General features: G+C 61.3%; 27 protein-coding genes. 13 read left to right on the top strand and 14 right to left on the bottom strand.

The genetic code is table 11. The features are described from left to right. Window positions 1-10 precede the first annotated feature (10 nt). Together AC57B6_RS32085 and AC57B6_RS32080 are read left to right on the top strand one after the other, a co-directional pair. Window positions 11-1786, top strand: a complete 1776-nt coding sequence (locus tag AC57B6_RS32085) for a collagen-like triple helix repeat-containing protein (protein WP_496422826.1) — start codon at window positions 11-13, stop codon at window positions 1784-1786. A gap of 112 nt (window positions 1787-1898) precedes the next feature. Then, the gene (locus tag AC57B6_RS32080; protein WP_496422825.1) at window positions 1899-3167 is read left to right on the top strand and encodes an isoprenylcysteine carboxylmethyltransferase family protein; all 1269 of its coding nucleotides are present in this window, start codon (window positions 1899-1901) and stop codon (window positions 3165-3167) included. A gap of 206 nt (window positions 3168-3373) precedes the next feature. Here AC57B6_RS32080 and AC57B6_RS32075 read toward each other — a convergent pair whose 3' ends face one another. Then, window positions 3374-4252 (bottom strand): EAL domain-containing protein, encoded by an 879-nt coding sequence (locus AC57B6_RS32075; protein WP_049814028.1) that lies wholly within the window; start codon window positions 4250-4252, stop codon window positions 3374-3376. Window positions 4253-4685: 433 nt separating this feature from the next. Between AC57B6_RS32075 and AC57B6_RS32070 the strand changes: the two genes are divergently transcribed. Then, window positions 4686-4964, top strand: a complete 279-nt coding sequence (locus AC57B6_RS32070) for a transposase (RefSeq protein WP_025496597.1) — start codon at window positions 4686-4688, stop codon at window positions 4962-4964. A 94-nt stretch (window positions 4965-5058) separates the two neighbouring features. Here the strand turns inward: AC57B6_RS32070 and AC57B6_RS32065 are convergent, their stop codons facing one another. The 7 genes from AC57B6_RS32065 to AC57B6_RS32035 all read right to left on the bottom strand — a co-directional run bounded on the left by AC57B6_RS32065 (window position 5059) and on the right by AC57B6_RS32035 (window position 12250). Beyond that, the gene (locus AC57B6_RS32065) at window positions 5059-5493 is read right to left on the bottom strand and encodes a histidine kinase (protein ID WP_496422881.1); all 435 of its coding nucleotides are present in this window, start codon (window positions 5491-5493) and stop codon (window positions 5059-5061) included. 80 nt (window positions 5494-5573) lie between these two features. Then, the gene (locus AC57B6_RS32060; RefSeq protein ID WP_028195035.1) at window positions 5574-6329 is read right to left on the bottom strand and encodes a COG4705 family protein; all 756 of its coding nucleotides are present in this window, start codon (window positions 6327-6329) and stop codon (window positions 5574-5576) included. A gap of 260 nt (window positions 6330-6589) precedes the next feature. Beyond that, on the bottom strand, window positions 6590-7717 hold the full coding sequence (locus tag AC57B6_RS32055; RefSeq protein ID WP_025496644.1) for a porin: 1128 nt from the start codon (window positions 7715-7717) through the stop codon (window positions 6590-6592). A gap of 189 nt (window positions 7718-7906) precedes the next feature. Next, window positions 7907-8605: a response regulator gene (locus tag AC57B6_RS32050; RefSeq protein ID WP_025496643.1), complete on the bottom strand. Its 699-nt coding sequence runs from the start codon at window positions 8603-8605 to the stop codon at window positions 7907-7909. A 25-nt stretch (window positions 8606-8630) separates the two neighbouring features. Next, a complete protein-coding gene (locus AC57B6_RS32045) occupies window positions 8631-10013 on the bottom strand; it encodes a sensor histidine kinase (protein WP_496422824.1) in 1383 nt (460 codons plus the stop codon). Window positions 10014-10188: 175 nt separating this feature from the next. Then, window positions 10189-11583: a sensor histidine kinase gene (locus AC57B6_RS32040; RefSeq protein WP_496422823.1), complete on the bottom strand. Its 1395-nt coding sequence runs from the start codon at window positions 11581-11583 to the stop codon at window positions 10189-10191. Continuing rightward, window positions 11573-12250 carry a response regulator gene (locus AC57B6_RS32035; RefSeq protein ID WP_496422822.1) on the bottom strand — a complete coding sequence of 226 codons (678 nt, stop codon included), beginning with the start codon at window positions 12248-12250 and terminating at the stop codon, window positions 11573-11575. The genes AC57B6_RS32040 and AC57B6_RS32035 overlap by 11 nt, the downstream gene beginning before the upstream one ends. A gap of 282 nt (window positions 12251-12532) precedes the next feature. On the opposite strand from AC57B6_RS32035, the gene AC57B6_RS32030 reads away from it, so the two are divergent. The 4 genes from AC57B6_RS32030 (at window position 12533) to AC57B6_RS32015 (ending at window position 15822) form a co-directional block, all read left to right on the top strand. Further along, on the top strand, window positions 12533-13552 hold the full coding sequence (locus tag AC57B6_RS32030) for an ABC transporter substrate-binding protein (RefSeq protein ID WP_028195039.1): 1020 nt from the start codon (window positions 12533-12535) through the stop codon (window positions 13550-13552). 95 nt (window positions 13553-13647) lie between these two features. Then, a complete protein-coding gene (locus AC57B6_RS32025) occupies window positions 13648-14442 on the top strand; it encodes an ABC transporter ATP-binding protein (protein WP_028195040.1) in 795 nt (264 codons plus the stop codon). A gap of 16 nt (window positions 14443-14458) precedes the next feature. After that, window positions 14459-15322, top strand: a complete 864-nt coding sequence (locus AC57B6_RS32020) for an ABC transporter permease (RefSeq protein WP_046572521.1) — start codon at window positions 14459-14461, stop codon at window positions 15320-15322. Between the two features lie 182 nt (window positions 15323-15504). Then, window positions 15505-15822 (top strand): DUF4148 domain-containing protein, encoded by a 318-nt coding sequence (locus tag AC57B6_RS32015; RefSeq protein WP_106354631.1) that lies wholly within the window; start codon window positions 15505-15507, stop codon window positions 15820-15822. Window positions 15823-16093: 271 nt separating this feature from the next. On the opposite strand, the gene AC57B6_RS32010 is transcribed toward AC57B6_RS32015, so the two are convergent. Together AC57B6_RS32010 and AC57B6_RS32005 are read right to left on the bottom strand one after the other, a co-directional pair. Then, window positions 16094-16342: a hypothetical protein gene (locus AC57B6_RS32010; protein ID WP_028195043.1), complete on the bottom strand. Its 249-nt coding sequence runs from the start codon at window positions 16340-16342 to the stop codon at window positions 16094-16096. Between the two features lie 390 nt (window positions 16343-16732). After that, entirely contained in the window at window positions 16733-17779 is a 1047-nt protein-coding gene (locus tag AC57B6_RS32005; RefSeq protein WP_496422821.1) for a phytoene/squalene synthase family protein, read from the bottom strand. 352 nt (window positions 17780-18131) lie between these two features. Between AC57B6_RS32005 and AC57B6_RS32000 the strand changes: the two genes are divergently transcribed. The 3 genes from AC57B6_RS32000 to AC57B6_RS31990 are packed head-to-tail and all read left to right on the top strand — an operon-like array spanning window position 18132 to window position 21637. After that, window positions 18132-19565, top strand: a complete 1434-nt coding sequence (locus tag AC57B6_RS32000) for an MFS transporter (protein ID WP_029673783.1) — start codon at window positions 18132-18134, stop codon at window positions 19563-19565. A 45-nt stretch (window positions 19566-19610) separates the two neighbouring features. Beyond that, complete coding sequence (locus AC57B6_RS31995) at window positions 19611-20810, top strand: CaiB/BaiF CoA transferase family protein (protein WP_029673784.1); 1200 nt, start codon at window positions 19611-19613, stop codon at window positions 20808-20810. Between the two features lie 2 nt (window positions 20811-20812). Beyond that, window positions 20813-21637 (top strand): citryl-CoA lyase, encoded by an 825-nt coding sequence (locus AC57B6_RS31990; RefSeq protein ID WP_281665030.1) that lies wholly within the window; start codon window positions 20813-20815, stop codon window positions 21635-21637. Here AC57B6_RS31990 and AC57B6_RS31985 read toward each other — a convergent pair. After that, window positions 21625-22344 carry an IclR family transcriptional regulator gene (locus tag AC57B6_RS31985; protein WP_244144128.1) on the bottom strand — a complete coding sequence of 240 codons (720 nt, stop codon included), beginning with the start codon at window positions 22342-22344 and terminating at the stop codon, window positions 21625-21627. The two genes, AC57B6_RS31990 and AC57B6_RS31985, sit on opposite strands and share 13 nt — an antisense overlap. A 306-nt stretch (window positions 22345-22650) precedes the next feature. Between AC57B6_RS31985 and AC57B6_RS31980 the strand changes: the two genes are divergently transcribed. Then, window positions 22651-23160, top strand: coding sequence for a MuF-C-terminal domain-containing protein (locus tag AC57B6_RS31980; RefSeq protein ID WP_029673787.1), 510 nt, complete (start codon window positions 22651-22653; stop codon window positions 23158-23160). A gap of 332 nt (window positions 23161-23492) precedes the next feature. On the opposite strand, the gene bla is transcribed toward AC57B6_RS31980, so the two are convergent. Further along, entirely contained in the window at window positions 23493-24425 is a 933-nt protein-coding gene (gene bla, locus AC57B6_RS31975; RefSeq protein WP_028195050.1) for a class A beta-lactamase, read from the bottom strand. 99 nt (window positions 24426-24524) lie between these two features. Between bla and AC57B6_RS31970 the strand changes: the two genes are divergently transcribed. After that, window positions 24525-25403 (top strand): LysR family transcriptional regulator, encoded by an 879-nt coding sequence (locus AC57B6_RS31970; protein ID WP_028195051.1) that lies wholly within the window; start codon window positions 24525-24527, stop codon window positions 25401-25403. Here AC57B6_RS31970 and AC57B6_RS31965 read toward each other — a convergent pair. Further along, the gene (locus AC57B6_RS31965; RefSeq protein WP_028195052.1) at window positions 25400-25654 is read right to left on the bottom strand and encodes a hypothetical protein; all 255 of its coding nucleotides are present in this window, start codon (window positions 25652-25654) and stop codon (window positions 25400-25402) included. The genes AC57B6_RS31970 and AC57B6_RS31965 overlap by 4 nt on opposite strands. 74 nt (window positions 25655-25728) lie before the next feature. Continuing rightward, window positions 25729-26232, bottom strand: coding sequence for a lecithin retinol acyltransferase family protein (locus AC57B6_RS31960; RefSeq protein WP_496422820.1), 504 nt, complete (start codon window positions 26230-26232; stop codon window positions 25729-25731). 460 nt (window positions 26233-26692) lie between these two features. Here AC57B6_RS31960 and AC57B6_RS31955 point away from each other — a divergent pair, with 460 nt between their 5' ends. Beyond that, entirely contained in the window at window positions 26693-26980 is a 288-nt protein-coding gene (locus AC57B6_RS31955) for a hypothetical protein (protein WP_028195054.1), read from the top strand. Window position 26981: the final 1 nt, after the last annotated feature.

Below are 26981 nucleotides of genomic sequence, written 5' to 3'. Positions count from 1 at the left end.
CGGGGACATCATGCAAAAATTCGCCGGTCGGACAGTTATCGCTGTCGCGACATCAACATTACTCGCGCTCTACGGTTGTGGATCGACCATTACCAACCCCGGCAGTGGCCTTGGCGGCGGTGGACTGGGAGGCACTTCGGGGTCGAGTTCGGGAGGTAGCTCGGGCGGCTCTTCAGGTGCCAGCTCGGGCGGCAGTAGCTCCGGCACCAGCAGCTCAGGTACCAGTAGCTCAGGCACCAGCAGCTCGGGCACCAGCAGCTCGGGCACCAGCAGCTCAGGCACCAGCAGCTCGGGCACCAGCAGCTCGGGCACCAGCAGCTCCGGCACCAGCAGCTCAGGCACCAGCAGCTCAGGCACCAGCAGCTCAGGCACCAGCAGCTCAGGCACCAGCAGCTCAGGCACCAGCAGCTCGGGCACCAGCAGCTCAGGCACCAGCAGCTCGGGCACCAGCAGCTCCGGTACGAGCTCGGGCACCAGCTCCGGCACCTCCGGCGCCTCCTCCACCCCAATCGGCAACGTCGTCACCCAGGGCGGCAATCTCATCACGGCCGTGGGCACCACCGTCGCCGATACGGGTTCCAAGATCACCGGTACCTCGATCCCCGGCGTCAACGGCGCAACGACTTCGAATCTCGGTGCTGCAATCACCGATCTCGGCAACGGCGTCAAGGTGCTCGGCAACGGCACGGCCGCGGGTCTCGGCACGCTGGGCAGCTCGACCAATCCGCTTGGACCGACTCTGACCTCCGCGTCGGGTCTCGTCAGCAATACGGGTGCCGCCGTTACCGCGGTCGGCGGTGTGGTGACGAGTCTCGGAACTGGGCCGCTCGCGCCCCTCGCCCCCGTCACGTCGACCTTGGGTGCGGTTGTCGGCGGCGTGGGTGAGGGTGTCGTCAAAGTTGGCGCCGGCTTGAATTCGGCACTGACCAGCGGGCCGGTTCAACAGGTCGAGACCCAATTGAGCACGGCCATCAACCCGATCACCCTGGTGGTCTCGAATACGACACAAACAATCGGCAACGCCACGGGCCTCGGCGCGCCGCTCAACGGCTTGCTGGGCACCATCGGCAACGGACTCGATTCGGCCGGCAAGAAAGTGTCGGGCGCGACGGGCGATCAGGTGGGTAAAGACGTCGGCGGCATCGTGAGCCAGTTGGGCAAGACGGTTACCAGCACGGGTGGACTGCTAACGGGCGCGACGACCAATCCGTTGGCGCCGATCGCCGGCCTGCTGGGCCCGCTTGGTGGACTGGGCGGGCTGGGCGGATCGAGCGGCACCGGTAGCGGCATCGGCATCCCGCCGCTGACCGGCCTGATCGGCAACCTGGGTTCGCTGGGCGGAACCGGAAGCTCCGGCAACCCGCTCGCGCCGATCACCGGACTCCTCGGCGGTTTGAGTTCGGGCGGCACCTCCGGCGCAGGCGGCCCGCTTGCACCGGTCACAGGTCTGCTCGGCAACCTCGGTTCGCTTGGCGGCTCCTCGAGTTCCGGCGGTCCGCTCGCACCGGTCACCGGCCTCGTGTCGACGCTGACGTCGACACTAAGCGGTGCTGCGGGCCAAAGCTCGCCGCTCGCGCCCGTCACCGGCCTCGTCACAACGCTGACTTCGACACTGAGCGGCGCATCCGGCAAGACCACGCCGCTAGCACCGGTCACGGGCATCGTGAGCGGCCTGACCGGTGGCACGGCTAGTACGGGTAGCGGCTCGACGGGCAGCGGGAATCTGCTGGCGCCGGTGACGAATCTTGTCACCGGATTGCTTGGCGGCGCCGCCCCCGCTAAATAACCCGCAGTAAGTAAACAGCATTAATCAGCATCAAGCGGCAATTCTGCACAGCGGCCGGGACTTAAAAAATCAAAAGCCCGGCCGCTCTCTATGTCATGAATACGAGGATGACATGAACTCCACTCTGGGTAACGTAGCGCACGTACAAGAGCAGCGCCCGCGTTCGGCAACGCCGTTTTCCGTAGGCCTGCTTGGCATCGCGATCGGCCTGCTCACACTTTGGCTGCTGCGCGACAATACTGCGCTGGACGGCGCGGCGCGCAGCACTGCCGCATGTCTCGCGATCATCGCAACCATCGCGCTATACGAACTGTTTGTCGCGCGCGCGTATCTACGCCCAAGCGCGGGGCTTGCGGGCCAGGCGCTCCGGCCGCTCAGTATTGCGCGCGTGGCTTTGCGTCTTGCCGCGCTGGCCTCCGTATATGTCGGCATCGGTCTGCTCTACTGGCTGTTGCCCGAGTATCACGGCACGTTCTACCAACCCTTCTGGTCTCTGATCCGCACGCTCGCACCGTATCTGATGGTGGCCGCGCCGTTTTACTTTGCGTGGATGGACAGGCGTCAGCGCGAAGTCGACGATGCCTATTTGTTGTGGGGCCGTCTGGTGTTTCTCGGACAGCGCCCGGGCAACTGGAAGCCCGTGCGTGAAATGCTGGCGGGATGGATGGTGAAAGCGTTCTTCCTGCCGCTGATGATCACCTATCTTTCCACCGATGCGGACCATATCGGCGCGTCGCTCGCGACCGCCATGAACGCACCGTTCTCTCTCGCGTCGTTCAGGTTCATGTATGACCTGTCCTTTACGATGGACTTGATGTTCGGCACAGTAGGTTATCTGTGCACACTGCGCATTCTCGATACCCACGTGCGCAGCGCGGAACCCACCACGCTCGGCTGGCTGGTTGCGCTAGTCTGTTATCAGCCGTTCTGGTCGCTCATCTCGAACCAGTATATTCACTACCAGGGCACGATGTTCTGGGACAACTGGCTGATCTCCGTACCCATTATCCGATTCATCTGGGGCAGCGCAATCATCGCCCTGGTCTTCTGCTACGCGCTTTCCACTGTCGCGTTCGGCTTGCGATTCTCGAACCTGACCAATCGCGGCATCATCACCTCGGGTCCTTATCGCTTCACGAAGCATCCGGCCTACATCACAAAGAATCTCTCGTTCTGGCTGGTCTCGGTGCCGTTCGTCGAACCGTTGGGCTGGCAAGTCGCGTTCACGCACTGCGTCGCGCTGACGGCCGTGAATCTGCTGTACTTCATGCGCGCCAAAACCGAGGAACGGCATTTGATGAACGACCCCGACTATCGGGCTTACGCAGAATGGATCGAGAAAAATGGCCTGTTTGCCAGAATCGGACGCGTGTTTAAATAAGATGTTTATTCTATGAACGCGCTGGCACACATTTTTTGCAGTGCAACATTTCTGATGCCGACAGAAATGAAAGCCGCACTTTTTACCGGCGACATGCGACCGCCAATGGAATCGCAGAGACAACGCCCGCCACCGATTTTCCGGACGCAATAGAAACTCGTCTGCTGCGTTGCACCCAGAACGTTACGTAACGTTCCGGGTCGTGCTCAGGATTCGCGGCTGAGCGCCAGCATATTGGCCAGCCCGGCCTTCGGACGCGCAAACAGGAAACCTTGCGCCAGCGCCTGTGGCCAGGCGCTCAACCATTGCAACTGTGCTTTGGTCTCGACACCGCTCACCACGACCTGTACATCGAGCGCATGGAGCAGATCCAGTAACGCCGACATCACCACGCAGGCGCGTGGATCACGCGGGACCATGGCCATCAATTCAGGCGCAATCGCGACCGTGTCTACGTCGAGTGCACCGAGCAGCGCGAGCGAAGACGCGCCGTTGCCCCACTTGCCCAGCGAGATGCCGGCTCCCGCCGATCGCAGTCCTGCCGTCAGGGTACGCAAAGACAGCAGACGCGCCGCGTCGGCGCTATCGGGCGCTTCGATTTCGATCAGATTGGCCGGCACGCCATACGAGCGCGCGATACGTGACAAGTCGTCGGCAAACGATTCGGTCACGGCCACCTGTGCCGGCACCGTGATTGCGACCGGCAGCAGCGCCATCTTCGCGGACAGGCAATCGCGCAGTTCACGGCACACGCCTTCGATGACGAACACGGCCATCTCCCGCGCGACTTGCGGATGCTCGAGCGGCATCATGAAAATGCCGGGAAGCAGCAGTCCGTAATCCGGATGCGTCCATCGTACCTGCGCTTCGAGGCGCGTCAGCGCTCCGCTTGCCACGCGATAGGCGCCCTGAAACACGAGATGGAATTCGCCGGCGCGCAGACCCTGGCTGACACGGCTTTCGAGTCCGCCCAGCGTCGCGGGATCGTCGCGCGCGTCGTCCCAATCGGTCTGCTCAACGCAAGCGTTACGCGTGCCGAACGACGTTGTGAGCGAGACGGGTTTTTCATAGTCGAGCGTTAGCATGGCGGAGGCGCAATTTTTTAACCTCGCCAATGTATGCACATGTCGTGCCAAGTGCTGCGCTCACTTCGCAATCCAACCGCGACCATCACCGATAAGCCCCACGGAACAATGGTTTACGGCGATAAGGATCGTATCTGCCGAGGCATGATTTTCATTATCGAACGTTCGTACGGGCGCGTGTGTTACGTAGCGTTCTGGTTCGACGTTACGGTCTATCGCGCAATGCGTAGCGTGTTGGGATTACCACAGCAGTCTTTTCACATCCGGAAATTGTGTCCTGCATGACGAACAGCACGCTCGTTCACGATCGGCAAAATTTAGACTTTCGCACCGCACCAATAAAATTTGACCGATAAAAAAAGATTTACTAGTATCGGCACCAACGCAGCATGCAACGACTGCGCATTCCTCATACAGTCATTCAAGGCGGCCGATGCTTCAGATCCCCCTCACCGACGCCGATTGGGCGCGCGTTCAGAATCTCTTTCCCACGACCGCGTCCGGGCGCGGGCGTCCTCGTCGCAGCGATCGCGAGATCCTCAACGCGATACTCTGGGTGCAGCAAACGAAAGAAAAATGGCACAGGCTTCCGGCGACTTTTCCGCCACAGCAGACCTGTTATCTGCGATATATGACGTGGAAGAAAACGGGCGTTCTGGATCAGGTGAATGAACGCCTTCCGTTGTGCGATTCGGCGTTGTCGACCTGCTGAATTAGCATCAAGCATTGCCTGGCATCCCGCATCGATTCAGAAGCGATTCGCTGTCTCGCGATTCGCTTCCATGAGCGCCGGCCCCTTCAGCATGTCAGGCCTTGCCGTTCATTCGATCCATCACCGCCATCAGATCGGCGAGCGACTGTTTGCATTGCGTTGCGTTTGGTGCGCTAGCGCGCAACGCGCTCAGTGCACGGTCGATGGCCTTGTCGACGATATGCCAGTCGGCTGCGGCACGAGGCTTCAGCGAAGGCTCGGCGTCATCCCACGCCAGCTCCAGATCCTTGATGCGCGCTTTGCCGCCCGCGAGATCGCCCTTGTCCACGAGTATGGCGGTGTCTGCGGCGATCTTGCGAAACGACGACAGATCGCCAAGCTTCGACACCTTGACGGCCTCTGCCGCTGCCGTTGACGCGAAGCCGATTCCGCCCAGGTCGCCGCCCCCGTCGCCGCGCCCGAAGCTGATGGCGGAGACAGCGATGAAAGAAGCGACGACAGCTTTGTTGAGCGTGCGTTGATTCATGATTGTCCTCTTCCGTATGATCCGGTTATGTCGATAGACGATTGAAAATGAGCGACGTGCACGGCTTATTGAGCGGCGCACGTTCAAGGCTCGCGTGCCGGGACTACCCGCACGGACCGCTGTTCGATTGCAGTCGCGACAATCACCAGCACGACAATGGCACTCAGAAATAGAACGCTCGTATTGATCGTGCCGAGGCCAAGGCCACCGTAAGCGCGCGACTGCGAAAGGAGGTCGCCAAACGAAGCGCCCAGGGGCCGCGTCAAAATATAGGCAAGCCAGAAAGTCAGCACAGGATTCCCGCCGACGTAATAGATAGCGCTCACCGAAGCGATCAACGCGCCGAATACCACAACACCGAACAGGAAGCCGAGTCCCAGAGCTTCTGTCGCGAGATCGCCGGCCGCGGTGCCGAGCGCGAACGTCACCAGCACAGCGGCCCAGTAGAAAAGCTCGCGCCGCGTCGTGTAGATCGTGTGAATCGACAGCGTCCGTTCACTGCGATACCAGAGCGCGAACACCGCGACCAGCGCCAGAGAAAACGCGATCGTGCTAGCGTAAAGACTGACATCGAGCTTGTCGGTCAGTGCATCGGTAATCTGCGTGCCGACCACGCTGACCAGCACCACGGTCAGCCAGTAAATCCACGGTATGTACTTGCGCATGCGAAGCTGCATGACCAACGCGGCAATCAGCAACGCCGACATCAATGCGCCAGTGAACGCGGTACCGAGTCCCACATGCACGGCAAGATAGTCCGCGCCGGTTTCACCGACCGTGGTCGCCATGATCTTGATCGCCCAGAAAACAGCTGTTGCCTCGGGCACTTTGTTCCGCATCCCGGCAGCACGATCATTCGCGGTCTCTAGCAAGCTGGTTCTCCCATTGGTCGGCATTCAATTCGACGTTGCGAGCAGGCGTGCTGGCGCTTACTCATGCGGCGAATAGTGCAATGGCGAACCTTATGAAAACCTTATCCGAGACGCCGGCGCAATCACGGGAATGCAGCAGGGGAACGAAGGCAGAAAAAGGTCCGAAGAGGCGCCGCCGCGAACCGCGCGCCGCCTCTTCGGACCTTGAATCGATCGTTATGGACTATTTAAAAACGCGTACGAATACCCGTTGTCAACTCCAACTGGTTCTTCGCTCCGTACGTCGTCGCCACGACATAGCCGCGGTGCAGCTTCATGTAGTCGCCGGCCACGTATAGTTCGGTGCGCTTGGACAGGTGATAGAACATCGAGGCGTACAGGGTTTCCTTATAACCGCTGCCTGTGCCGGTATCCGGATCAAAACTCAGGTTGGCATTGGCGATACTGCCGTTCGTATCGAACGCCGCGTTCGACGTATGCATCTGCTGGTAGCCGAGTTCGTAGTCGAGGGGACCCTTCGGTGCCAGCTTGAACGACACCGTCCACGCATTGTCACGGCGTTGGCCCAGCGCACCCTGATCGCCGGTGTAGTGGAAATAGCCGGCATTCACGCGGAAGATGCTGTACGTGTAATTTCCACCCACCGAGTACGCCTTGTTGGTGAAGCCGTTGTTGTTCACGTGGTTGTAGAACGAAGACACATTGAACGGGCCACCGTCATAGCCAAGTGCAACGGAATACGTAGCGTTGTTGCCGAAACTCGTCTTGTTGCCGAAAGCATAGCCCGCTGACGTGAAAATACCGTTGTTCCACAGCTTCTTCCAGGCAAGACCGTTCTCGTAACGGGTACCCGTAGCGCTGCCCGCGTAGAAGATCAGTTGCTTGAAGTTGTTGGTATTGGTCCAACCGCCTTCTTCCGTACTCAACCTCGCGCTGGTGTACGGATCGCCGTAGATCGCGGACGCATCGCGTGCAATCGTATTCTGGAACCCCGCGGTGAACTTACCGATGGTGTCGCTTTCCACCCCCACCCATGCGTCGCGATCGAAGATCTGACCCGGGTCTTCCATGGCGCCGTCGCTCACGCGGTACTCTGCTTCCAATCTGAAGATCGCCTTCAGGCCGCCACCCAGATCTTCCGCACCCTTCATACCGAACCGGCTGCCGCTGAACCACGGTTCACCGTTGATACCCATTGAAATTACGTGTTTGCCATCGGCGTTCGCGTTGGTCTGATAAGACACTGCACTCAGATCCATCAGGCCGTATAGCTGTACGTTCGATTGCGCGTGAGCGCTGCCCACCGCCAGGACACCCGTGCTCGCCACCAGCAACAAGCTGCTCTTTTTTACCATCGTCTCCTCCGATCCTGCTGCGTTGAATTGATCTGATATCCATTTGCGTAGCAGAACAAAGGATAGTCAGACCAACCCTTCACGCCTCTTTCGCAGAAGCATGGGAAACGTCGGTGAAAACACTACATATAACGATATTTAAATGAATCGAATAACCTGCTCGATACGAAGAAATACTCGCCGTTGACGCTATAACGTCTCGGCAAATGCTTCGCACGGCACTTCTTCGCGCAGGATGTAACCCAATCCTCGCAAGGTCATGATCTTTGCGCTGGAACTGGCAAGATGCTTGCGCAAGCGGTGAATGTAGATATCGATGGCATCGGCGCTGGGTTCGTCGTCAAGTGCGAAGACCTTGTCGATCAAGGTGGACTTCGAAACTGTTTTGCCCTGCTTCAGCATCAGCGTTTCGAGGATCGCATGCTCGCGCCGCCGCAACGGCAAAGGCTCGTTCTGCAGCACGAATTCACGGGAGTCGAACAGATAGCGCAGATCGCCGCAGTCGATCGACTGCCCCTTGTCGCCGGCCGCCTGGCGGCGGATCAGCGCCTTGATGCGTGCGACCAGCTCGCGTGCGTCGAAGGGTTTGACGACATAATCGTCCGCGCCGACCGAGAAACAGGCTACCTTGTCGTCGGTCGAACCGTTAGCGGTGAGCATCAGCACCGGCACGTTGTCGCGTTTGCGGCGCAGGCGCGCCAGTACGTCCTTACCGCTCATGCCCGGCAGCCGCAGATCGAGCAGCACGGCGTCGTAGCATTGCAGACCGAGCAGCGTCTCGGCCCGCTCGCCGTCCTGCGCCCAGTCGATCGCGAAATGCTCGACCTGCATGAGGTTCATCACCCAACGCGCGAGGTCGGCGTCGTCTTCAACGAGCAGCAGTTTCATAAGTCTCCCCTCATGTACCGGCGTATCAAACCGCTGCCGACCATAGTCGCATCTCGACGGTGGCGACCAGACCAACACCGCCCTCTCCCGGTTCGAGCGTTACCGCACCGCCCTGCCGGTGAGCGATCTCGCGCACGATCGGCAAACCGAGGCCGGTTCCGTCCGCATGACTCGACGCGCGATAGAAGCGTTCGAACACGCGTGCCCTCGCTTCGGCCTTGATTCCCGGCCCATTGTCGATCACACGCACAATCGCCCGGTCGTTGCTGCGCTGGGCATGCACGGTCACACGGCCACCGGTTTGCGTATAGCGCAGCGCGTTGTCGACAAGATTGGTGACGAGCGCAGCGGTCAACGCCTCGTCGCCCGTTACGTACAAATTGTCTTCCAGTTCGGCCCCCAGGTCGATTTCACGCGACTGCGCGAACGCAATCAACTCCTCCAGCACGCCCGCGATCAACGCGCCCAGATCGACCCGTTCGCGCGTATTGGGCGCCGCCGCCGATTCGGCCTGAGCGAGTAGCAACAGTTTGTTGGTCAGGGTGGTCAGCTTGTGGCTGCTTTTATGCATGCCCGCCAGCGCTTCGCTGAGCGGCGCGTCCCGATTTTCACGTTGCCGCGCGAACTGGATTTGCGCGACCAGCAGCGCGAGCGGCGTGCGCAACTGATGCGCGGCGTCGGAGATGAATTGCCGCTGGGTTGCGGCCTGCTGGCCCATGCGCGCGATGCACTGGTTGATCGCGTCAACGATAGGCCTCAGTTCGACATGCAGGCGCACCACGCGTATCGGTTCGAGTTGCGACGCGTTGCGATCGGCGACGTCGTCTTTCACCTTCATCAACGGCCTCAGCTCGAAGGTCAGCCCGAGGTAGACGAACACCATGGCGAGCACCAGCGTGAGCACCTCACCGAACAGTTGCGGCCGCAGCAGGCGCCACAGCATGGCGTCGCGCGAGCCCTCCGTCTTCGCGACCGCGACGATGACTTCCTCCGTGCGGCCCGAGTCGTATAACTGCCGCACATAAACAGCCGCGCGTACCGGCCGGCCGTCGTCGAGATGAGTGTAGTAGAGCATCGGGGCATCGCCCGCGCCGCGCGGCACCGGCAACTCGAGGCTGCCGGCCAGCAGGCGGTGGCCGCTCGCTTCGACACGATAGTAGACACTGTCCTGCTCCGGCGACTCGAACAGCTCGAGCGCGGCAGGTGGAACCTGAATCGAAACGCTGCCGTTGTCCCAATCGATGTCCTCGCCAATGATGCGCATCGACGATAGCAGCGCGTTGTCCTGAACCAGATCGGCCGTGGTCTGCGCGTTACGGTACGAAATCAGGCCGGAAATGGAAACGAACGCCGCCAGCGGCAGCAGGAGCCACCACAACAAACGTCCGCGCAAACTGCCTGAAAACACGATTCGTCGTTCCTCTTTTCTGGAAACCAGCGCACCTTTCGCTGGATGTTTAATAGGTCGACAGCAAAAATTCTAGGTGCGCGAATCCTTCCCAAAGCTTTCACATGAGCGTTTCCGGCGCCGATTGCGGGTTTGTCCCGACTGGTTCCAGATTCGTCGATCCGAAGCGGCCGGTTCAAGCGGGCTGACGCCCTTCGGCCGCCGCTCGCGGAAACGAAACGCTTACATGTACGCCTTTGCCGCCTTCGCCTGGTTTGAGCACGATCTCAGCGTGATGCGCATCGGCGATTTCGCGCACGATGGCAAGGCCCAGACCCGTTCCTTCCGTATCCGTCGATGCCCGGAAAAACGGTTCGAATACGCGATTGCGCGACTCGGCCGGAATGCCGGGGCCGTCGTCCCGCACCGACACGGTGACCAGACCGTCATGCGCGCCAACTGCCACCGTCACGTGGCCGCCACTGCCGGTATAGCGGATCGCGTTCTCCGCGAGATTGGCGATCAACGCCTGAAGCAGGCCGCGATGCCCGGCCACCGGCGCGGGGCCGTTCAGTTCGGCACCCAGATCGATGTCCCGAGCCTGCGCGAGCAGCGCCAGGTCCTCCACCACGTCCATTGCCAGCGGCACCAGATCCAACGTTTCCACGGCCAGTTGCCGGTTGTCGGCGGCCTCGGCCTGTGCAAGCAACAGCAGCTTGTTGGTCAGCCCGACCATCGAACGGTTGCTGCGATGCATCGCGGCGAGCGCTTCGTCGAGCGCGGGATTCAGGCCGTCCTGCTGACGCGCGAACTGCAATTGTGTGCCGAGCAGCGTAAGCGGCGTGCGCAACTGGTGCGCAGCGTCGGCGATAAAACGCCGTTGTGCGGCGACCTGTACGCCAAGCCGCGCGATGCATTGATTGATCGCTTCGACGATGGGCCGCAACTCGGTATGCAGGCGCTCGACGCGAATCGGTTCGAGTTGCATGGGGTCCCGGTCGGCGACGTCCTCCTTTACTTTCATCAGCGGCCGCAATTCGAAGGTGAGGCCGATGCAAGCCAGCGCAACCGCCAGCACGATCATTTCGATCTGCCGAACGAGTTGCGGCTGCCACAATTGCTGTGCCATCGCGTCGCGCGAGCGCACCGTCTTGCCCACCGTCACCCGTACCCGGTGCGTCGCGCCGTTGTCGTACATCAGCCGCACGAGGCCGACGGCGCGCACGGACTGGCCATGAAACTGGGCATCGTAGTGATCGGCCCGATCGGACGGTAGCACCGCGTGTTGCGGAAAATCCGGCGTGCCGGCCAGCAAGCGGCCATCGTCGACCCGCACGCTGTAGAACACTTGGTCGCGATACGGCGACGCGAATATCTCCAGCGCGGCCGGCGGCACGTCCACGCGCAGAAAGCCGTCTACCCATTCCACTTCGCCGGCGATCATTCGCGCCGACGAGATCAGCTGGTTGTCCTGCACCAGATCCGCCGTCCGCCGCGCATTGTCGTACTCCGCCTTGCCGGTGACGAACACGTACAGCGCGAGCGGCACCAGCAGCCACCACAGCAGACGCATGCGCAGGCTATTGGTCATCTTCTTTCTTGCGCAGCAGATAACCGAGCCCACGCAGCGTGACGATCGCGGCCGAACTGCCGTCGAGTTTCTTGCGCAGCCGCGAGATGTAGATTTCGACCGCGTCCTCGCTCGGCTCGTCCGCCAGCGTGAAAATCGCGTCGACCAGCGCCGGTTTGGTTACCGTCTTGCCCAGCCGCAAGATCAACGTTTCGAGCACCGAGCGCTCGCGTGGCGTGACATTCAGCGGTGCGCCCTTCAACGTGAACTGGCGCGTGTCGATGTCGAACGAAAGATCGCCACACACAACCTCGCTGGCTTTCGACGGCGACTGACGCCGGATCGCCACCTTGATCCGCGCGATCAGTTCGCGCACTTCGAAAGGCTTGACCAGGTAGTCGTCCGCACCGGCGCCGAGCAGTTCCACTTTTTCGTCGATCGATCCGCTTGCGGTCAGGATCAGTACCGGTGTGGCGTCGCCGCGCTGGCGCAGCCGGCGCAGCACGTTCTTGCCCGACAGCTTCGGCAGATTCAGATCGAGCAGGATCACGTCGTAGTGGTTGGTGAGCAGCAGGTGGTCGGCGGCGTCGCCGTCCTGTACCGCGTCGAGCGCGAACGCTTCCTGCTCCAGCATTTTCGCGAGCCAGTGCGCAAGCGTCGGGTTGTCTTCGATAAGCAGCAGCTTCATGGTGGGAACGGCGGACTGGGTCACTCGATGCGCGGAAAAGTCAGGACGCCGATTGTGCCGTAAAACAGCGGCCTTGCGCGCGGCTTGCGTGATTCGTGGCCTACGTTATGGGGTTTGCCAGGGGGTGGCGGGCAGGATGATGTGAATTCTCGGGTTAACACCCATAATTTGCCCCCAGCCCCGAAAGCTGCCAGAAGGTTTGCGATTTTTATAATCCCCGTCATTCACCCAGAAAGCGCCGCATCCGCAGATAGCGGCGACCAAACCTAAGGAGACTGCTTCATGCGTACCTTGCGCCAGATTGCCGCTGTGTCAGGTGTTGCGTTCACCCTTGCCGCCGCTTCGGCCGCGGCTCACGCCGAGAAGCTGACGATCATGGTCGGCGGCGCCACCAAGATCATCTATCTGCCCGCCAAGCTCACGGAGCAACTCGGCTACTTCAAGGACGAAGGACTCGACGTCGAAATTCTCTCGCAACCGGCCGGCGTGGATGCTGAAAACGAACTGCTGGCCGGCGCTGTGCAAGGCGTGGTGGGCTTCTACGATCACACCATCGACTTGCAGAGCAAGGGCAAGGAAGTCCAGGCGCTGGTGATTTTCGGTCAGGTGCCGGGCGAAGTGGAAATGGTCTCCACCAAGGCTGCCGAGACATTCAAAAGCATGGCCGACGCGAAGGGCAAGACGCTGGGCGTGACCGGCCTCGGGTCGTCGACCAGCTTCCTCACGCAATACCTCGCGCAACGCGCGGGCGTGCCGTCCACGCAATACACGCTGCTGCCGGTCGGCGCGGACAACAGCTTTATCGCCGCCATCAAGCAGAACCGTATTGACGCGGGCATGACCACGGAGCCGACCGTCTCGCAGTTGCTGAAGACCGGCGACGCCAAGGTGCTGGTCGATATGCGCACGCTGGAAGGCACGCGCGCCGCGCTCGGCGGCACGTATCCGGCGTCGAGCTTCTACGTGCAGCGCGCATGGGCCGAATCGCACAAGGACGACGCCGCGAAGCTCGCGCACGCGTTCGCGAAGACGCTGAACTTCATCGCGACGCATAGCGCGGATGAGATCGCCGCGAAGATGCCGAAGGACTACTACGGCAACAACAAGGATCTGTACGTCGGCGCGCTGAAGGCGTCGCTGCCGATGTTCACGAAGGACGGCAAGATGCCCGCCGACGGCCCGGAAACGGTTCTGAAGGTGCTGTCGGCATTCAATCCTTCGGTGAAGGGCAAGCATATCGACCTCGCCAAGACCTACACCAACGACTACGTGTCGGCACCGGTCAAGACCGCGGCGAAGTAATGCGCTAGAGGTAGTGAGGTCGAGGCAGTGAGCGCGAAGCAACGCTCTCGACGTCACGCCCATTCAACATCAAGAGAACTGCGAGGCACCAGCCGATGAACCAACCCATGTCACGCGATACGCCGGCCATCGAAATGCGCAACGTATCGTGCCGTTTCATCTCTCCGGACGGCAAGGCAACCGTCGCATTGCGCGATTTCAGCATGTCGGTGGCGCGCGGCGAATTCGTCGCGGTGGTCGGGCCGACGGGTTGCGGCAAGTCGACCACACTCAGCATGATCACCGGCTTGCTGAAGCCGACCACCGGTGAAGTACGCGTGATGGGCGCGCCGGTGGACGGCATCGATCCGCGCATCGGCTTCGTGTTTCAGGCAGACGCCGTGTTCCCGTGGCGCTCGGTGCTCGACAACGTGGCGGCCGGACCGCTGTATCGCGGCCGCTCGAAATCCGCCGCCTACGACGAAGCCAACGAATGGCTGCGGCGCGTGGGCCTCGACAAGTTCGGCAAGCACTATCCGCATCAACTGTCGGGCGGCATGAGAAAGCGCGTGGCGCTCGCGCAAACCTTCATCAACAAGCCGGAAATCCTGCTGATGGACGAGCCCTTCTCGGCGCTCGACATGCAGACGCGCACGCTGATGCAGGACGAACTGCTGCAACTGTGGGGCGGCGCCGGTTCGGTGGTGTTCGTCACGCACGATCTGGAAGAAGCGATCGCGCTCGCCGACCGCGTATTCGTGCTGACGGCCCGCCCGGCCACGCTGAAGAAAGTGTACGAAATCGATCTGCCGCGTCCGCGCGTCACGTCGGAGATTCGCTACGAACCGCGTTTCATCGAAATCTCGCGCGACATCTGGCATGACCTGCGCGAAGAAGTGCAGATCGGTTAATCAAGGAATGGCAAACATGTCTACGACCCCTCAACAGATGATGCCTTCGGGCATCGATCCCGTGACGCTCGCCCAGGTCGAGCGTGTCGCGCAAAAACGCATCCGGCAGCGCCAGGCATTGGTGATTACGCTGCGCATTGTCGTGCTGGTGGTGGTGCTCGGCGGGTGGGAATTGTCCGCGCGCCTGAAGTGGATCGATCCGTTCTTCTTCTCGATGCCCAGTGCGATTTTCGATCAGATCGTCGACTGGTTCGTGAACGGCACGTCGCAAGGTCCGCTCCTGACGCAAGTGTGGGTCACGCTGGAAGAAACCGGGCTCGGCTTCATTATCGGTTCGGTGGCGGGTGTGTTCTGCGGCATCGTGCTCGGCCGCAACAAGCTGCTCTCCGACGTGTTCAGCCTCTACATCAAGATCGCCAACTCGATTCCGCGTGTGGTGCTCGGCTCGGTGTTCGTGATTGCGCTCGGACTTGGCATGGCTTCGAAGGTGGCGCTGGCGGTGGTGATGGTGTTCTTCGTCGTGTTCGCCAACGCGTTTCAAGGTGTGCGCGAGGCAGACCGCTACATGATCGCGAATGCGCAGATTCTCGGTGCATCACGCCGTCAGGTGACGACCTCGGTGGTGATTCCGTCGGCGCTGAGCTGGATTCTCGCCAGCTTGCACGTGAGCTTCGGTTTTGCGCTGGTCGGCGCGGTGGTCGGCGAGTTCCTCGGCTCGAAGCAAGGCATCGGCCTGCTGATCTCCACCGCACAAGGCGCGTTCAACGCAAGCGGCGTGTTCGCGGCAATGATCGTGCTGGCCGTGGTCGCACTGGCCGCGGATTATCTGCTGACTGCGCTCGAACACCGGCTGTTGAAGTGGCGGCCCGCAGCCGTTTGAGTTGACCGTCAGGCTGCATGAAAAAAGGGGCGCCATCGGCGCCCCTTTTTGTATCAAATTGCGCAACAAACCTTACCTGAATTGACGATTACTCTCGCCAGATCGCAAAACTACAATGCAATCACTGACTACGAACAACATTGCTCGTAGCAAGATAAAGACCGAACTGGAGGTAGTTCATCATGAAATCGCTCATTCAAGCTGTTGTTATCGCCGCTGTGCTGGCCGCTCCTGTTGCCTCGTTTGCGCAGTCCAACCAGCCCGTGACCCGCGCCCAGGTGCGTGCAGAACTGGTTCAACTCGAAAAGGCCGGCTACCAACCGGGCCGTGCCGACCCGTACTACCCGGCTGACATTCAGGCTGCACAAGCCCGTGTCGCCACGCAGAACGGTACCGCACAAGCCGCGCAAAGCAGCTTCGGCGGTGTGGTGAGCGGCTCGTCGCAATCCGGCCATGCGGTTCCGGCAGACGGTCCGAAGTCGATCTACTTCGGCAACTAAGCCGATACGCGAGCCGGTAACCAGGCAGTCCAGCGGAATCCGCCACAGAGACTTTGCTGCTTGCCCTGTCGGCTGCCAGGCGCGCAGAACAGCCGCGCGCACTGATTCAAACGAACTGGCCCGCGACCGGGCATCCCCGGTCGCGGGCCAGTTCTGTATTCGATACCTCCGTCATCGGGCTCCCGATGACTTCGCCTGGACCTCCGTGGTCTGGGCGCTTTTTTCTATTTCCGCATAGATTGCGACGCCGTAGCAGTACCCGACACCGGCGTTATTCGCGGGCGATCAGACCGTCTACTTCGCCACGCCCCGTGACGAGACAGCTCGACAGGAAATTTTCACCTTGACTGCTGGCCCCGGCGTTACCGAAGCCCTTTTTCAACGCATTAGCCTTGACCAGCTCCGCGCCCTGGTGGCACGTTATTGTCCCCATTTCCCCGGCTTGCGCGCGCATCAGCGCCCTATCCGCCATCAGATAGCCAAGCAACAACACCACAGCAATATTGAACGCTTGTCTCATGGATCGTCTCCTCTTTTGAAGAGACTAACGCGAACCATCGACTCAGGATGCTAGGGGTTTCCCGATTGGCAGCAATTCAATGATGCAGATTAAGTGAAGCGGATTTTCGCGTGAAACTGCTATGCGGGGCTATCCGTTAGGATATTGCGGGCGATCAGTGCTGGTGAAAAGATATCGCCGCCACGCGCAGATGCCGGAACCGGGAGCGTCGGAGTTCTGGATGCGCAGGCAAGGAGGGGTCAGCGGGTCCGCACGGCCATGCTGAACGGATTATCTGGCAGCGCCATTAACGTGTAATGGTTTTTAGACGCGGCATGGGTTGCACGTCTTTTGTCCAATGCATTCGAATTAAAACGGATAACGAAGCATCTGCAGATGCGAACCCGACACTCAAAATCGTGCTTCGATCTGCTTGATCCGTTTCTCAACAGTCGCGCGCACCAGTCCATTCGAAGGCACCAGCAGCAGCGAAGACGCGATGATTCCGTACACGTGGTTGCGCCGGACCTTGGAGACCTTGGCCGGATCGAGCCAGGCCGCGTTATCCACCAGCAACAACAGCGTGTCCAGGCCGATCAGGATCGGCCACAAACAGGCGAGACGCAAACGCACCGACCACGCGGGAATCGCCAGCGTGTAGTCGAGCGCCTCGCGGAAATGATCCAGCGCACCGCGCACGAGTTCGACCATCAGAGGCCTCGCGCGAGCGGAATTCGCCGGCAGCAGCAGGTCTTGCACGCTCAGGTCGTATTGATCGAGCATCGTCTGCGGGAGGTAACAGCGGCCGATCCGCAAGTCCTTGCCGCAATCGCGCAACACGTTGGTCATCTGCAGCGCTTTGCCGAAACGCACACCGCGGCGCGCCATGGTCTCGGGCCGCTCTTTCAGCGTGCCGGGCATGTGTGCGTAAGTCATCGTGGTCCAGAATTCGCCGACGCAGCCAGCCACCAGATAGGTATAGCGGTCGAGTTCCGCATATTCGCGCAGCGCGGCGATCTGCCCGGAACGCTCGTCGGGGAACGCGCGAAGGTCGAACTCCATGCCTTCGGTCAGCGTCGAGACGATTTCGCGTACGGCCTTGCGGTCCGACTCGCTCAGTTGCGCGAGCACCTCGAGCGCGGGTGCAAGCGATTCCAGCAAGACCTTTTCATCGGACTGGACCTGCTGCCCCGCTACTTCGGTTGCCAGACGCTGGAACAGTGCGCCGTCATCCGGCGCGCCGTCGATCCGGCCGCGCAGCGACAGCAGCAGCGCAAGGCGTTGCTCTGGCGAGATCAGCGACGTGTCCGCGATAGTGTCGGCCGCGCGCGCCAGCAGGTATGCGAGGCCAATCGGATCGCGCATCCCGGCGGGCAGCACGCGCAGCGTGAGGTAGAAGGAGCGGGAAACGCCTTTCAGGAGCGGACCGAGAAGAAAGGCCCGGGTCGGATTCTGCATGAGTGGGATCAGGTGAGTATTAGGCGAAAATCAGGCGCTGCCGAATTGTATACGGCGAAGCAACTTTGTTTCATGCCCTGCACTCGTGCACTGCGCCTCCGTCGCATCGAGTTGAAAAACTCCCCGACCGCGATTATTCCGGCACGGCCGAACCCCACCATCGAATACGCGCGCAAGCCGGCTTTCATTCAGCGCCCGTCTCGGCACGCTCGCGCGGATCGCGGCCTGACGGCTAGGTAAAACCCCGAATTCCTGCCAACCACCACAAGGATTAACCTCAGCACACTCATTAAATAGAACGTCGTTCTGTTAGACAGAACGACATAGGCAAGAGACTCCCAAGGAGGATTCCATGGCAAGCCTGCCGCTCGACGCACCCGGCGCGTCGCCCGCTTCAAGCACCGGCGCGCAGGCGCTCACGCCCGGCGTCAATGCGCGCATCGATCGCCTGCCCGCCACGCGCACGATATGGATGCTGGTATTCCTGCTGTCGATCGGCGGCTGGTTCGAGTTCTACGACCTGTTTTTCACCGCGTATGTCGGCCCCGGCCTCGTCAAAAGCGGACTCTATGCAACCACAACCGCTTCGTTCTTCGGGGTATCCGGGCTGGGCGCGTTCGTGGCTGCGTCATTCGCCGGACTCTTCATCGGTACCTTCTTTCTCGCGGGTCTGGCGGATCGCTACGGTCGACGAACCGTGTTTACCGTTTCGCTACTGTGGTATTCCGCGGCCACGCTGATCATGGCCCTGCAAACCACCGCGCCGGCCATTAACCTGTGGCGCCTGATCGCGGGCATCGGCGTGGGCGTCGAACTGGTGACGATCGACACCTACGTCAGCGAACTCGTGCCGAAACACCTGCGTGGCCGCGCCTTCGCGTTTGTTCATCTGGTGCAGTACACCGCCGTGCCGTCGGTCGCCCTGCTCGCCTGGTGGCTGGTGCCGCAAACGCCGTTCGGCGTGGACGGCTGGCGCTGGGTCGTAATCGTCGGCGCACTCGGCGCGGTGATCGTGTGGGCCATCCGCCGGCGCGTGCCGGAAAGCCCGCGTTGGCTCGCCCAGCAAGGCCGCGCCGCCGAAGCCGAACAGGTTCTGCAAGCGATCGAAGCAAAAGTCGCCCGGCAATACGGCAAGCCCTTGCCCGCACCGGTGCCGGCTGTCGAGCCGGCTACCACCAAGGCCGCTTTCCGCGAAATCTGGCAGCCGCCGTATCGCAAGCGCGCGATCACGATGCTCGTCTTCAACCTGTTCCAGGCGATCGGCTTCTACGGCTTCGCATCATGGGTGCCGACGCTGCTGGTTTCCAAGGGCGTGACGATTACGCACAGCCTGCTGTATTCGTTCGTCATTGCGATCTCCAATCCGTTCGGACCGCTAATCGGCATGGCGATCGCGGACCGCATCGAACGCAAGACCCTGATCGTGTTGTCGGCACTCGGCATCGCCGTGTTCGGCAGCCTGTTCGCAACGCAAACCTCGCCTGCGATGCTAATGACGCTAGGTGTGCTGATCACGCTGTGCGGCACGCTGCTGTCGGTCGGCTATCACGCGTACCAGACCGAACTGTTCCCCACCCGTTTGCGGGCGCGCGCCGTCGGTTTCGTTTACTCGATGTCGCGCTTATCCGCGATGTTCTCCGGCTTCATGATCGCCTTCGCGCTGCGCCACTTCCAGGTGCCGGGCGTGTTCGCGTTGATCACGCTGTCGATGGTAATGGTGATGGGCGCGATCGGTCTCTTCGGGCCGCGCACCAACAATCGCAATCTCGACGAAATTTCGCATTGAGCGCAATCGAGCGCAACTGAGCGCATTGAACAAGAGGCTTCAAAGATGACGTTGCCGCTGGCTGGAGTGCGGGTACTGGATTTATCGAATGTATTGGCCGGCCCTTTCTGCGCGTATCAGCTCGCATTGCTGGGCGCCGAGGTAATCAAGGTCGAGCATCCCGAGGGGGGCGATCTTGCCCGGCGTCTGGGTGCCGACAAGGAAGCGTCGACGCGCAACATGGGGGCCTCGTTCGTTGCGGTCAATGCCGGCAAACAATCCCTCACGCTCAATCTGAAGGATCCACGCGGCAAGACCATCTTGCGCGAGCTCGTCAAAACCGCCGACGTATTGGTCGAAAATTTCCGGCCCGGTGTGATGACGCGGCTCGGCCTCGATTTCAACGCGTTGCGCGAGGTGAATCCAAAGCTCGTGTATTGCGCGATCTCCGGCTTCGGCATGGACGGCGAGTTTTCGAAGCGCCCCGCCTATGACCAGATCATCCAGGGCATTTCGGGGGTAATGAGCGTAACCGGCGACGCCGACAGCGCGCCATTGCGCGTCGGCTATCCGGTGTCGGACACGGTAGGCGGTCTCACCGCCGCATTTGGCATCTGCGCCGCGCTGGTGGACGCCCGCGCAAGCGGGCATGGCCGCATGCTCGACGTCTCGATGCTCGAAGCCACGCTCGCGACAATGGGCTGGGTCGTCTCGAACTATCTGAATGCCGGCGTCACGCCCGTGCCGATGGGTAACGAGAACTTCACCGCCGCGCCTTCGGGCACCTTCGAAACCGGCGACGGACCGCTCAATATCGCAGCGAACGAGAACAAGCAGTTCGCGAGCCTGTGCCACCTGATCGGCCGCGCCGATCTGCTCGACGACGCGCGCTTTTCCGAGCGCAATGCACGCAAAGCGAATCGCGCGGCATTGAAGGCTGAAATCGAAGCGGCGCTGGCGAGTGACAGTGCGACAAACTGGGAAGCCAAATTTTTCGAAGCAGGCGTGCCGGCCGGACGCGTGATGTCGGTGCCCGAGATCCTCGCTCATCCGCATCTGGAATCGCGCGAGTTCATCCGCGAATTTCCGGGCAACAGCGCGACTGAGCGGCAACGCGTGACTCGCGCGGGATTTCGTCTCTCCGATGCCGATACTGCGCCGGCCACGCCCGCGCCGGTTCTATCGGCTCACACGCGCGAGCAGCTCGCCGCGCTGGGTTACGACGACGCACAAATCGACCACCTACGCTCCGAAGGAGTGATCTGAACATGACGCAAGCATTCGACGCTGCCAAGCTCGCCGCCGAGTATTGGAGCACCTCGATCATCGATATTCATCCGGGCTCGATCAAGGTACGAGGTTTTCCGATTCAGGAACTGATTGGCAACGTCAGCTTTCCGCAAATGATCTGGCTGATGCTGCGCGGAGAACTGCCTGACGCCGCGCAAGCGCGCCTGTTCGAAGCGGCGCTGGTGGCGTCGGTGGATCATGGCCCGCACGCCCCGTCGATTGCAATCTCGCGAATGGCGACCAGTTGCGGCTTGCCGTTGAACGGTGCAATGGCCTCGGCGATCAATGCGCTGGACGACGTGCATGGCGGAGCGGGCCAGCAGGCAGTCGAACTGTACGATTCCATCGCTGCGCTCATGAAGGCCGGCGCCGCGCTGGAAGGCGCGGTCGAGCAAGGAGTCGATGCATTTACCGCGGAGCACGGCAAGTACCTGCCCGGCTTCGGACACCGCTTTCATCCGGTCGACCCGCGAGCCGTCCGGCTTCTTGCACTCGTGGATGAGAACGTCGAACAAAAGAGTATCCGGGGGCAATACGCCGCGATTGCGCGCGGCATTGAAGCCTTGCTCAAGCGGCGCAAGAACAAGCCCGTACCGATGAATATCGACGGCGCAACCGCCGTGATCTACGCGGAACTGGGTTTTGCGCCGGAGCTGGCACGCGGCGTGTTCTGCCTGTCACGCGCGGTCGGGATTCTGTCGCATGCGTGGGAGCAGCGCGGACGCAACGAGCGCAACAAAGGCCCGATGCCGCGCCAAATGGGCTACATCTACACAGGCAAGCCCGAACGTCACCTGTCCTGAAGCGCGGCAGCGCGCCGCTGCGCGCTGCGCATGGCGCGCGAGTCGCCGCCTAACGCATCCGTGGCACGCGCGGCGCAATCGAACAATGCGTCGAGATTGCGCTCGAAAAACGCTTGATCGATGCGCGAACTCGGGCCCGCGAGCGTGAGCACGCCGCGCAAGCTCTGACGCACGCCGAATACCGGCATTGAAATCCCTGCCGTCTCCCGATCGCGTTCGCCGATCGACACACAGTAGAAGTCCTCGCGAATCTTCTCGTACGGTGCACCCGGCGTGCCGCCGAACGCCAGCAACGCATGGCCGCCCGAGCCGCTTTCCAGCGGCAGCACGTCACCTTCGCGCACGTGAAAACGCACCGCATGGGTGGAGTCCACACGATGCAGGCACACGCGCACTGCTTCGTCGCGCACATAGAAGGACACGCTTTCACCGCTTGTTTCCGCCAGTTCACGCATCAGCGGCACCAGAATATCGCCGACGTTCAGGCTGCGCTGATACAGGGCGCCGAGCATAAAAGTGGCCGGGCCAAGTTGATAGCGGCCATCGTCCAGACGCAGCAGCAGGCGATGCTGGATCAACGAGCCGGCGAGCCGCAACAACGTGCTCTTGTAGAGCCCCGTGCGCGCCGCGAGTTCGGCGAGCGTGAGGGCGGCGTCATCCGGCCGGAAGGCGAACAGGATCGCGCAAGCGCGATCGATGACGGCCACGCCCTCGGTTTCCTTTGAGTTTGATTTGTCCGCAGGCGTTGGCATGAGTTCGCGTTAGTCACGTTGCTCCATAGGGAAGCTGAAATTTTACGCCATGACGCGGTCCTCTCATAGCCGACATTGGTTCCTCTGCGATGCAACGGATCGAAAGCAAATACTGCACGGCTAAGCAGGGTCATTTCTGCCTGTTTCAGCGGATACGCGGTCGCGACGGAACCCACTATAAAGAGATGCCTTTTGCTCTGGCAGCGCAGATAAAATTCCAATCTTCCTGGGTGCCTGGAAGGCGAAAATACAAAGGCATCAATGAGCAGATTTGCACGCTTCGATCTGTCAGTAGAGCTGACAGCAGAGCTATTGCGGAGACATCAAAGAGGGGATCTTACGGACAGCGACTACCGTCATCAGGTTCTCATCGGCCGTTTTACGAAGGAAACGCTGGCGGCGATCAACTTATCCGATCGAGCGGTTGTCACGTCCGTTCGCCTGCTTCTCAAAGTGATGGAGAAACATGGCCTACCTCCCGAGACGGTCGCCTCGCTGCGAGAACTGATCCTCAAACCCGTCGCGGTGTATGAATCAGCCACTGAGCGCGATAGCATTGTGGTAGTTACGATCGAAATGCCTGACGGCAAAAATCCGCTGCTTGTCGCGATTCGCGTCGACGTGCCGGATTCAGCAAACAAACCGAACATGCACTGGATGGCAAGCGCTTACGCGAAAGACGATCCTGCAGTTATCGAGCGCTGGGAGGCAAATGGACTTCTGATCTGGAAGCGCGAGCCAGTCGTCGAAATCACGACCGAACCGGTGTAGCCGAGGGGTAGGAAATTGCGGCGTCGAAGTCGAGGTCGACGTCCAGGCCGGAGATGCAAAAAGCAGCGACTCGTCCCGGAAATGAAAATGCCTAAGTCCACGGATAGCCGACCGTCTGCTGCTAGTCAGGTATTTATCGTGGCCCTTAGGCAAAGCGAATTATCTGCTTCGATGGGAATCTTGTCAAACTGCAAAGACTTCCGGCCTCTGAAGCGGACAAGATTCACTTAGGCGGCGGCCACGCGTCCCGGGTGCGTCGCGCAACGGCTGGCCGTGACCGGCGGCGTCGTGCGAAGCTCAACCGCCGTTTCATCTGCGGCCAGCCCACCCCATCAGACCGACGCCACCACCACCTCCCCCACATCGGCAATCGCCGCATTACAGCGCGCCGCATCGCCGCTTGTCTCGGTGAGGTAGACCGTGACGAGTATCGGCCCGCGTCCCGGCGGCCACAGAATCGCAACGTCGTTTGCCGTGCCGTGATCGCCCGAGCCGGTTTTGTCGCCGACGCCCCAATCCTTCGGCAGCTTCGCGCGAATCCGTTCGCCACTGGTCTGATTGGCGGCAAGCCAGGCCAGCAATTGCGCACGCGACGGCGCGGAAAGGCGCTCGCCCAGCAGCAGTTCGCGCAGATCGCCGAGCATTGCGTTGGGTGTGGTGGTGTCGCGCGGATCGCCGGGTGTCGCTTCGTTCAAAGTCGGTTCGTTACGGTCCAGACGCGTGACGCCATCGCCGATACTGCGTGCGAACGCGGTCAAAGCAGCGGGACCGCCGAAGCTTGCCAGCAGCAGATTGGCCGCGGTGTTGTCGCTGAGCGTAATGGCCGCCTTGCACAAGTCGGCGACGCTCATCCCCGCCTCACCGGTCAGCTCGCGGGTGTGCCGGCTGGTCGCCGGCGAATACCGTTCAAGGTCGCCTTTTGAGAATACGACGCGCCGCTCCAGAGTCTCCTGCCCGTGATCCACGCGCATCAGAACAAAACCCGCTGTCAGCAGTTTGAACGTGCTGCACATCGGAAACCGCTCGTCCGTGCGCAAACCGGTATGCAATCCGGACGTCGTGTCGAGGATCGAGACGCCCAGCCGTCCGCCGCTTTCCGCTTCGATCTGCGCAAGCCGTTGGCGGATGGCCTCCGCCTTGACCGCGCCGCCTTGTTTGACGGCGCCCGCCTTCACCACTTTCGCAAACGCTCCACCGCTGCCAACCGCAACCCCAGCTATCGAAACACCAAGCATCGCGCCCGCGAATTTCCGTCTTGTGATCATCGCCGCTCCTTATGTGAAGTCGCAACTATCGGAGTTCCACCGCGCGTTGGCAAACGATGATAAGTTAGTCGGTCCCCAAGAAAAACTTATGCTTCCGCCATGAGACCGTATCTTCCATTGAACGCGCTGCGCGCCTTCGAATCGTCCGCGCGGCATTTGAGCTTTACGCGCGCCGCGCTCGAGTTGAACGTCACCCAGGCCGCGGTGAGCCAGCAGGTCAGGACGCTGGAGGAGCGACTCGGCACGACGCTATTCAAACGATTGCCTCGCGGACTCGCAATGACGGACGAAGGCCTCGCGCTACGCCCTGTGCTCACCGATGCGTTCGATCGCATCGAAGCCGTGCTCAAGCAGTTCGAGGGCGGCCACTTTCACGAGGTGTTGACGGTCGGCGTGGTGGGCACCTTCGCGGTAGGCTGGTTGATGCCGCGGCTCAAGTCGTTTCGCGAAGCGCATCCGTTTGTCGAATTGCGCCTGCTCACCAACAACAATCTGGTCGATCTCGCCACGGAAGGCCTCGACTTCGCAATTCGTTTCGGCGACGGCACCTGGCCTGGCTCGCTCGCCACCCGGCTGCTCGACGCGCCGCTCGCGATTCTGTGTGCGCCTGACATCGCGCGGCGCCTCGCCGAACCGGCGGATCTCGCCAATGAAACCTTGCTGCGCTCTTATCGGGTCGATGACTGGGCAAGCTGGTTCGCGGCCGCCGGCATTCCGCCGCGGCCAATTCGTGGACCGGTGTTCGATTCTTCGCGATTGATGGTGGAGGCGGCGATGCAGGGCGCGGGCATCGCGTTGGCGCCCGCGCTAATGTTCGATCACGAGATCAACACGGGCCGCCTGGTGCGCCCATTCGACGTGGAGGTTCACGCCGGCAGCTACTGGTTGACGTGGTTGAAGGGCAAACCGATGACGCCGGCCATGACGCTGTTCAGCCAGTGGATCGTCAAGGAAGCGGGCTCGCTCGCATCACGCTAGCAAACTGCCGCACGGCGATAGCCGTTCATGGCGGGCCGCTCGGCTTGCGGCGGAAACACGTTCCACGAGCCGTCGGCATGACGGAAGAAGAAGATCGACAGCAGGCCGCCGGGGCGCAACGCCTCCACGCAGACGTAACGCTGCTGGGCAGACGCGCTGTGGCAGAACCGCACGACGCGCGCGGGCATCGACGGTGTCGGCGCGAGCCATTTATCGACGGCCCAGTGCAAGGTCTTTTCTGCCGTAATCATGATGCGCTCCTTGAATCCTCAAACCCTTGAATTGCTGAACTCGTTCCTGCTCGATCACGTTCGATCACGTCCGCTCAGGCGAACTGTGCGGCTGCCTGATCGTTCCTCGCAGCCCGCTCGACAAACGCCTTCACCAGACACACCAGCGTGAGCACACCGGCGCGCGGATGCCTCAGGCAGCAATGCACCTGTTCGCTGCGGCTTTCGCCAAGCAGGCACCACGCGCAAAAGTGCTCGCAGTTGTTGGTGAGCAGGCGATACCGGTTTTCTCCGAGGCGGGAGCGCGCGCGGCGCACGGCTTCATCGCCGACATAGCGGGCGCTCAGCGTCGGGCGGATCGTCAATGCGTGACCGGCCGCGAAGCGGGCCAATTCCACCTCTTCCACGGGACCACGATGCGCCGAGCTCGCAAAACCCGCGTAATGGACCACACGGCCATTGCCGACGTAAATGCCATGATGTTCATAGCCTCGGCGTTGCGTGACGAGATGCGCGCCGATCGGCAAGTCGATGCTCAGCGCTTCATCGCAGTGCGCGTCGCGGTCTTCGCTGCTTGCCGGAAGAAAGTGGGTGTTCATGGCTGGCCTCGCTTCAATATCCAACACTGTTGCGAGGTCTTTTGCATCATCCGGGCCAGGCGAGGAAAAGCCTTTATTTAAAGGGCTGGGAAGCGTTTCTGGCGGTGCCGGGTGGAGCAGGTGTCCGTTATGAGCCGACAGAAAAGACGCCGATGTGTTGGCCAGCGTCGATCATCCCGACTTACTTGAAGAGCGGCCGTGCGTGCCACTGCAAGAGCCCGGCAACCTGCCTAAGGTGTTGGGTCCGCCACCGGTGTGCGCGCCCGGATGTTGGATACCGCCCGACCTCCGCATTGCCGCGTGAACCGTTGCCGCCTGGACAAGCGTCTGGAATCGCCGCGCAATCAAGGCGTTACGTGAAAGCGTGCGCGTGCGTCGCAAATTGGCATGGCACTTGCACCGTCACGTCCAGATCCTATTCAATCGCGCGCCCGGTGCACGCGGCCAACCGGAGAACGACATGGCTTCCATCAGTGTGAACGACCTCTCGCTCAACCTCGCGCTCGACCGTAAAGCGATGGCGGCGATCCGCGGCGGCGGCGGTGCGCCGTGGGTGTACGGCTGGATTCAGCCCTATGTGCGGGAAACGCCGAGCATTGGTCCGGTTGTGAACCTGTACGACATTTCGAACAACTTCTATGCTAACCAGATGATCAACACGTTCCAGTCCGTGGATGTGCGCAACACGGGCGCGAACTCGAACATCAACGTCTCCCCGGACGCGCGCAGCAGAAACGATACGGTGTAGC

It is taken from the genome of Paraburkholderia sp. BGA-UO-ETr-F12 (assembly GCF_059567945.1).
Note: the sequence above shows the minus strand (reverse complement) of the source record. Positions and strands in the feature narration are given on the sequence as shown.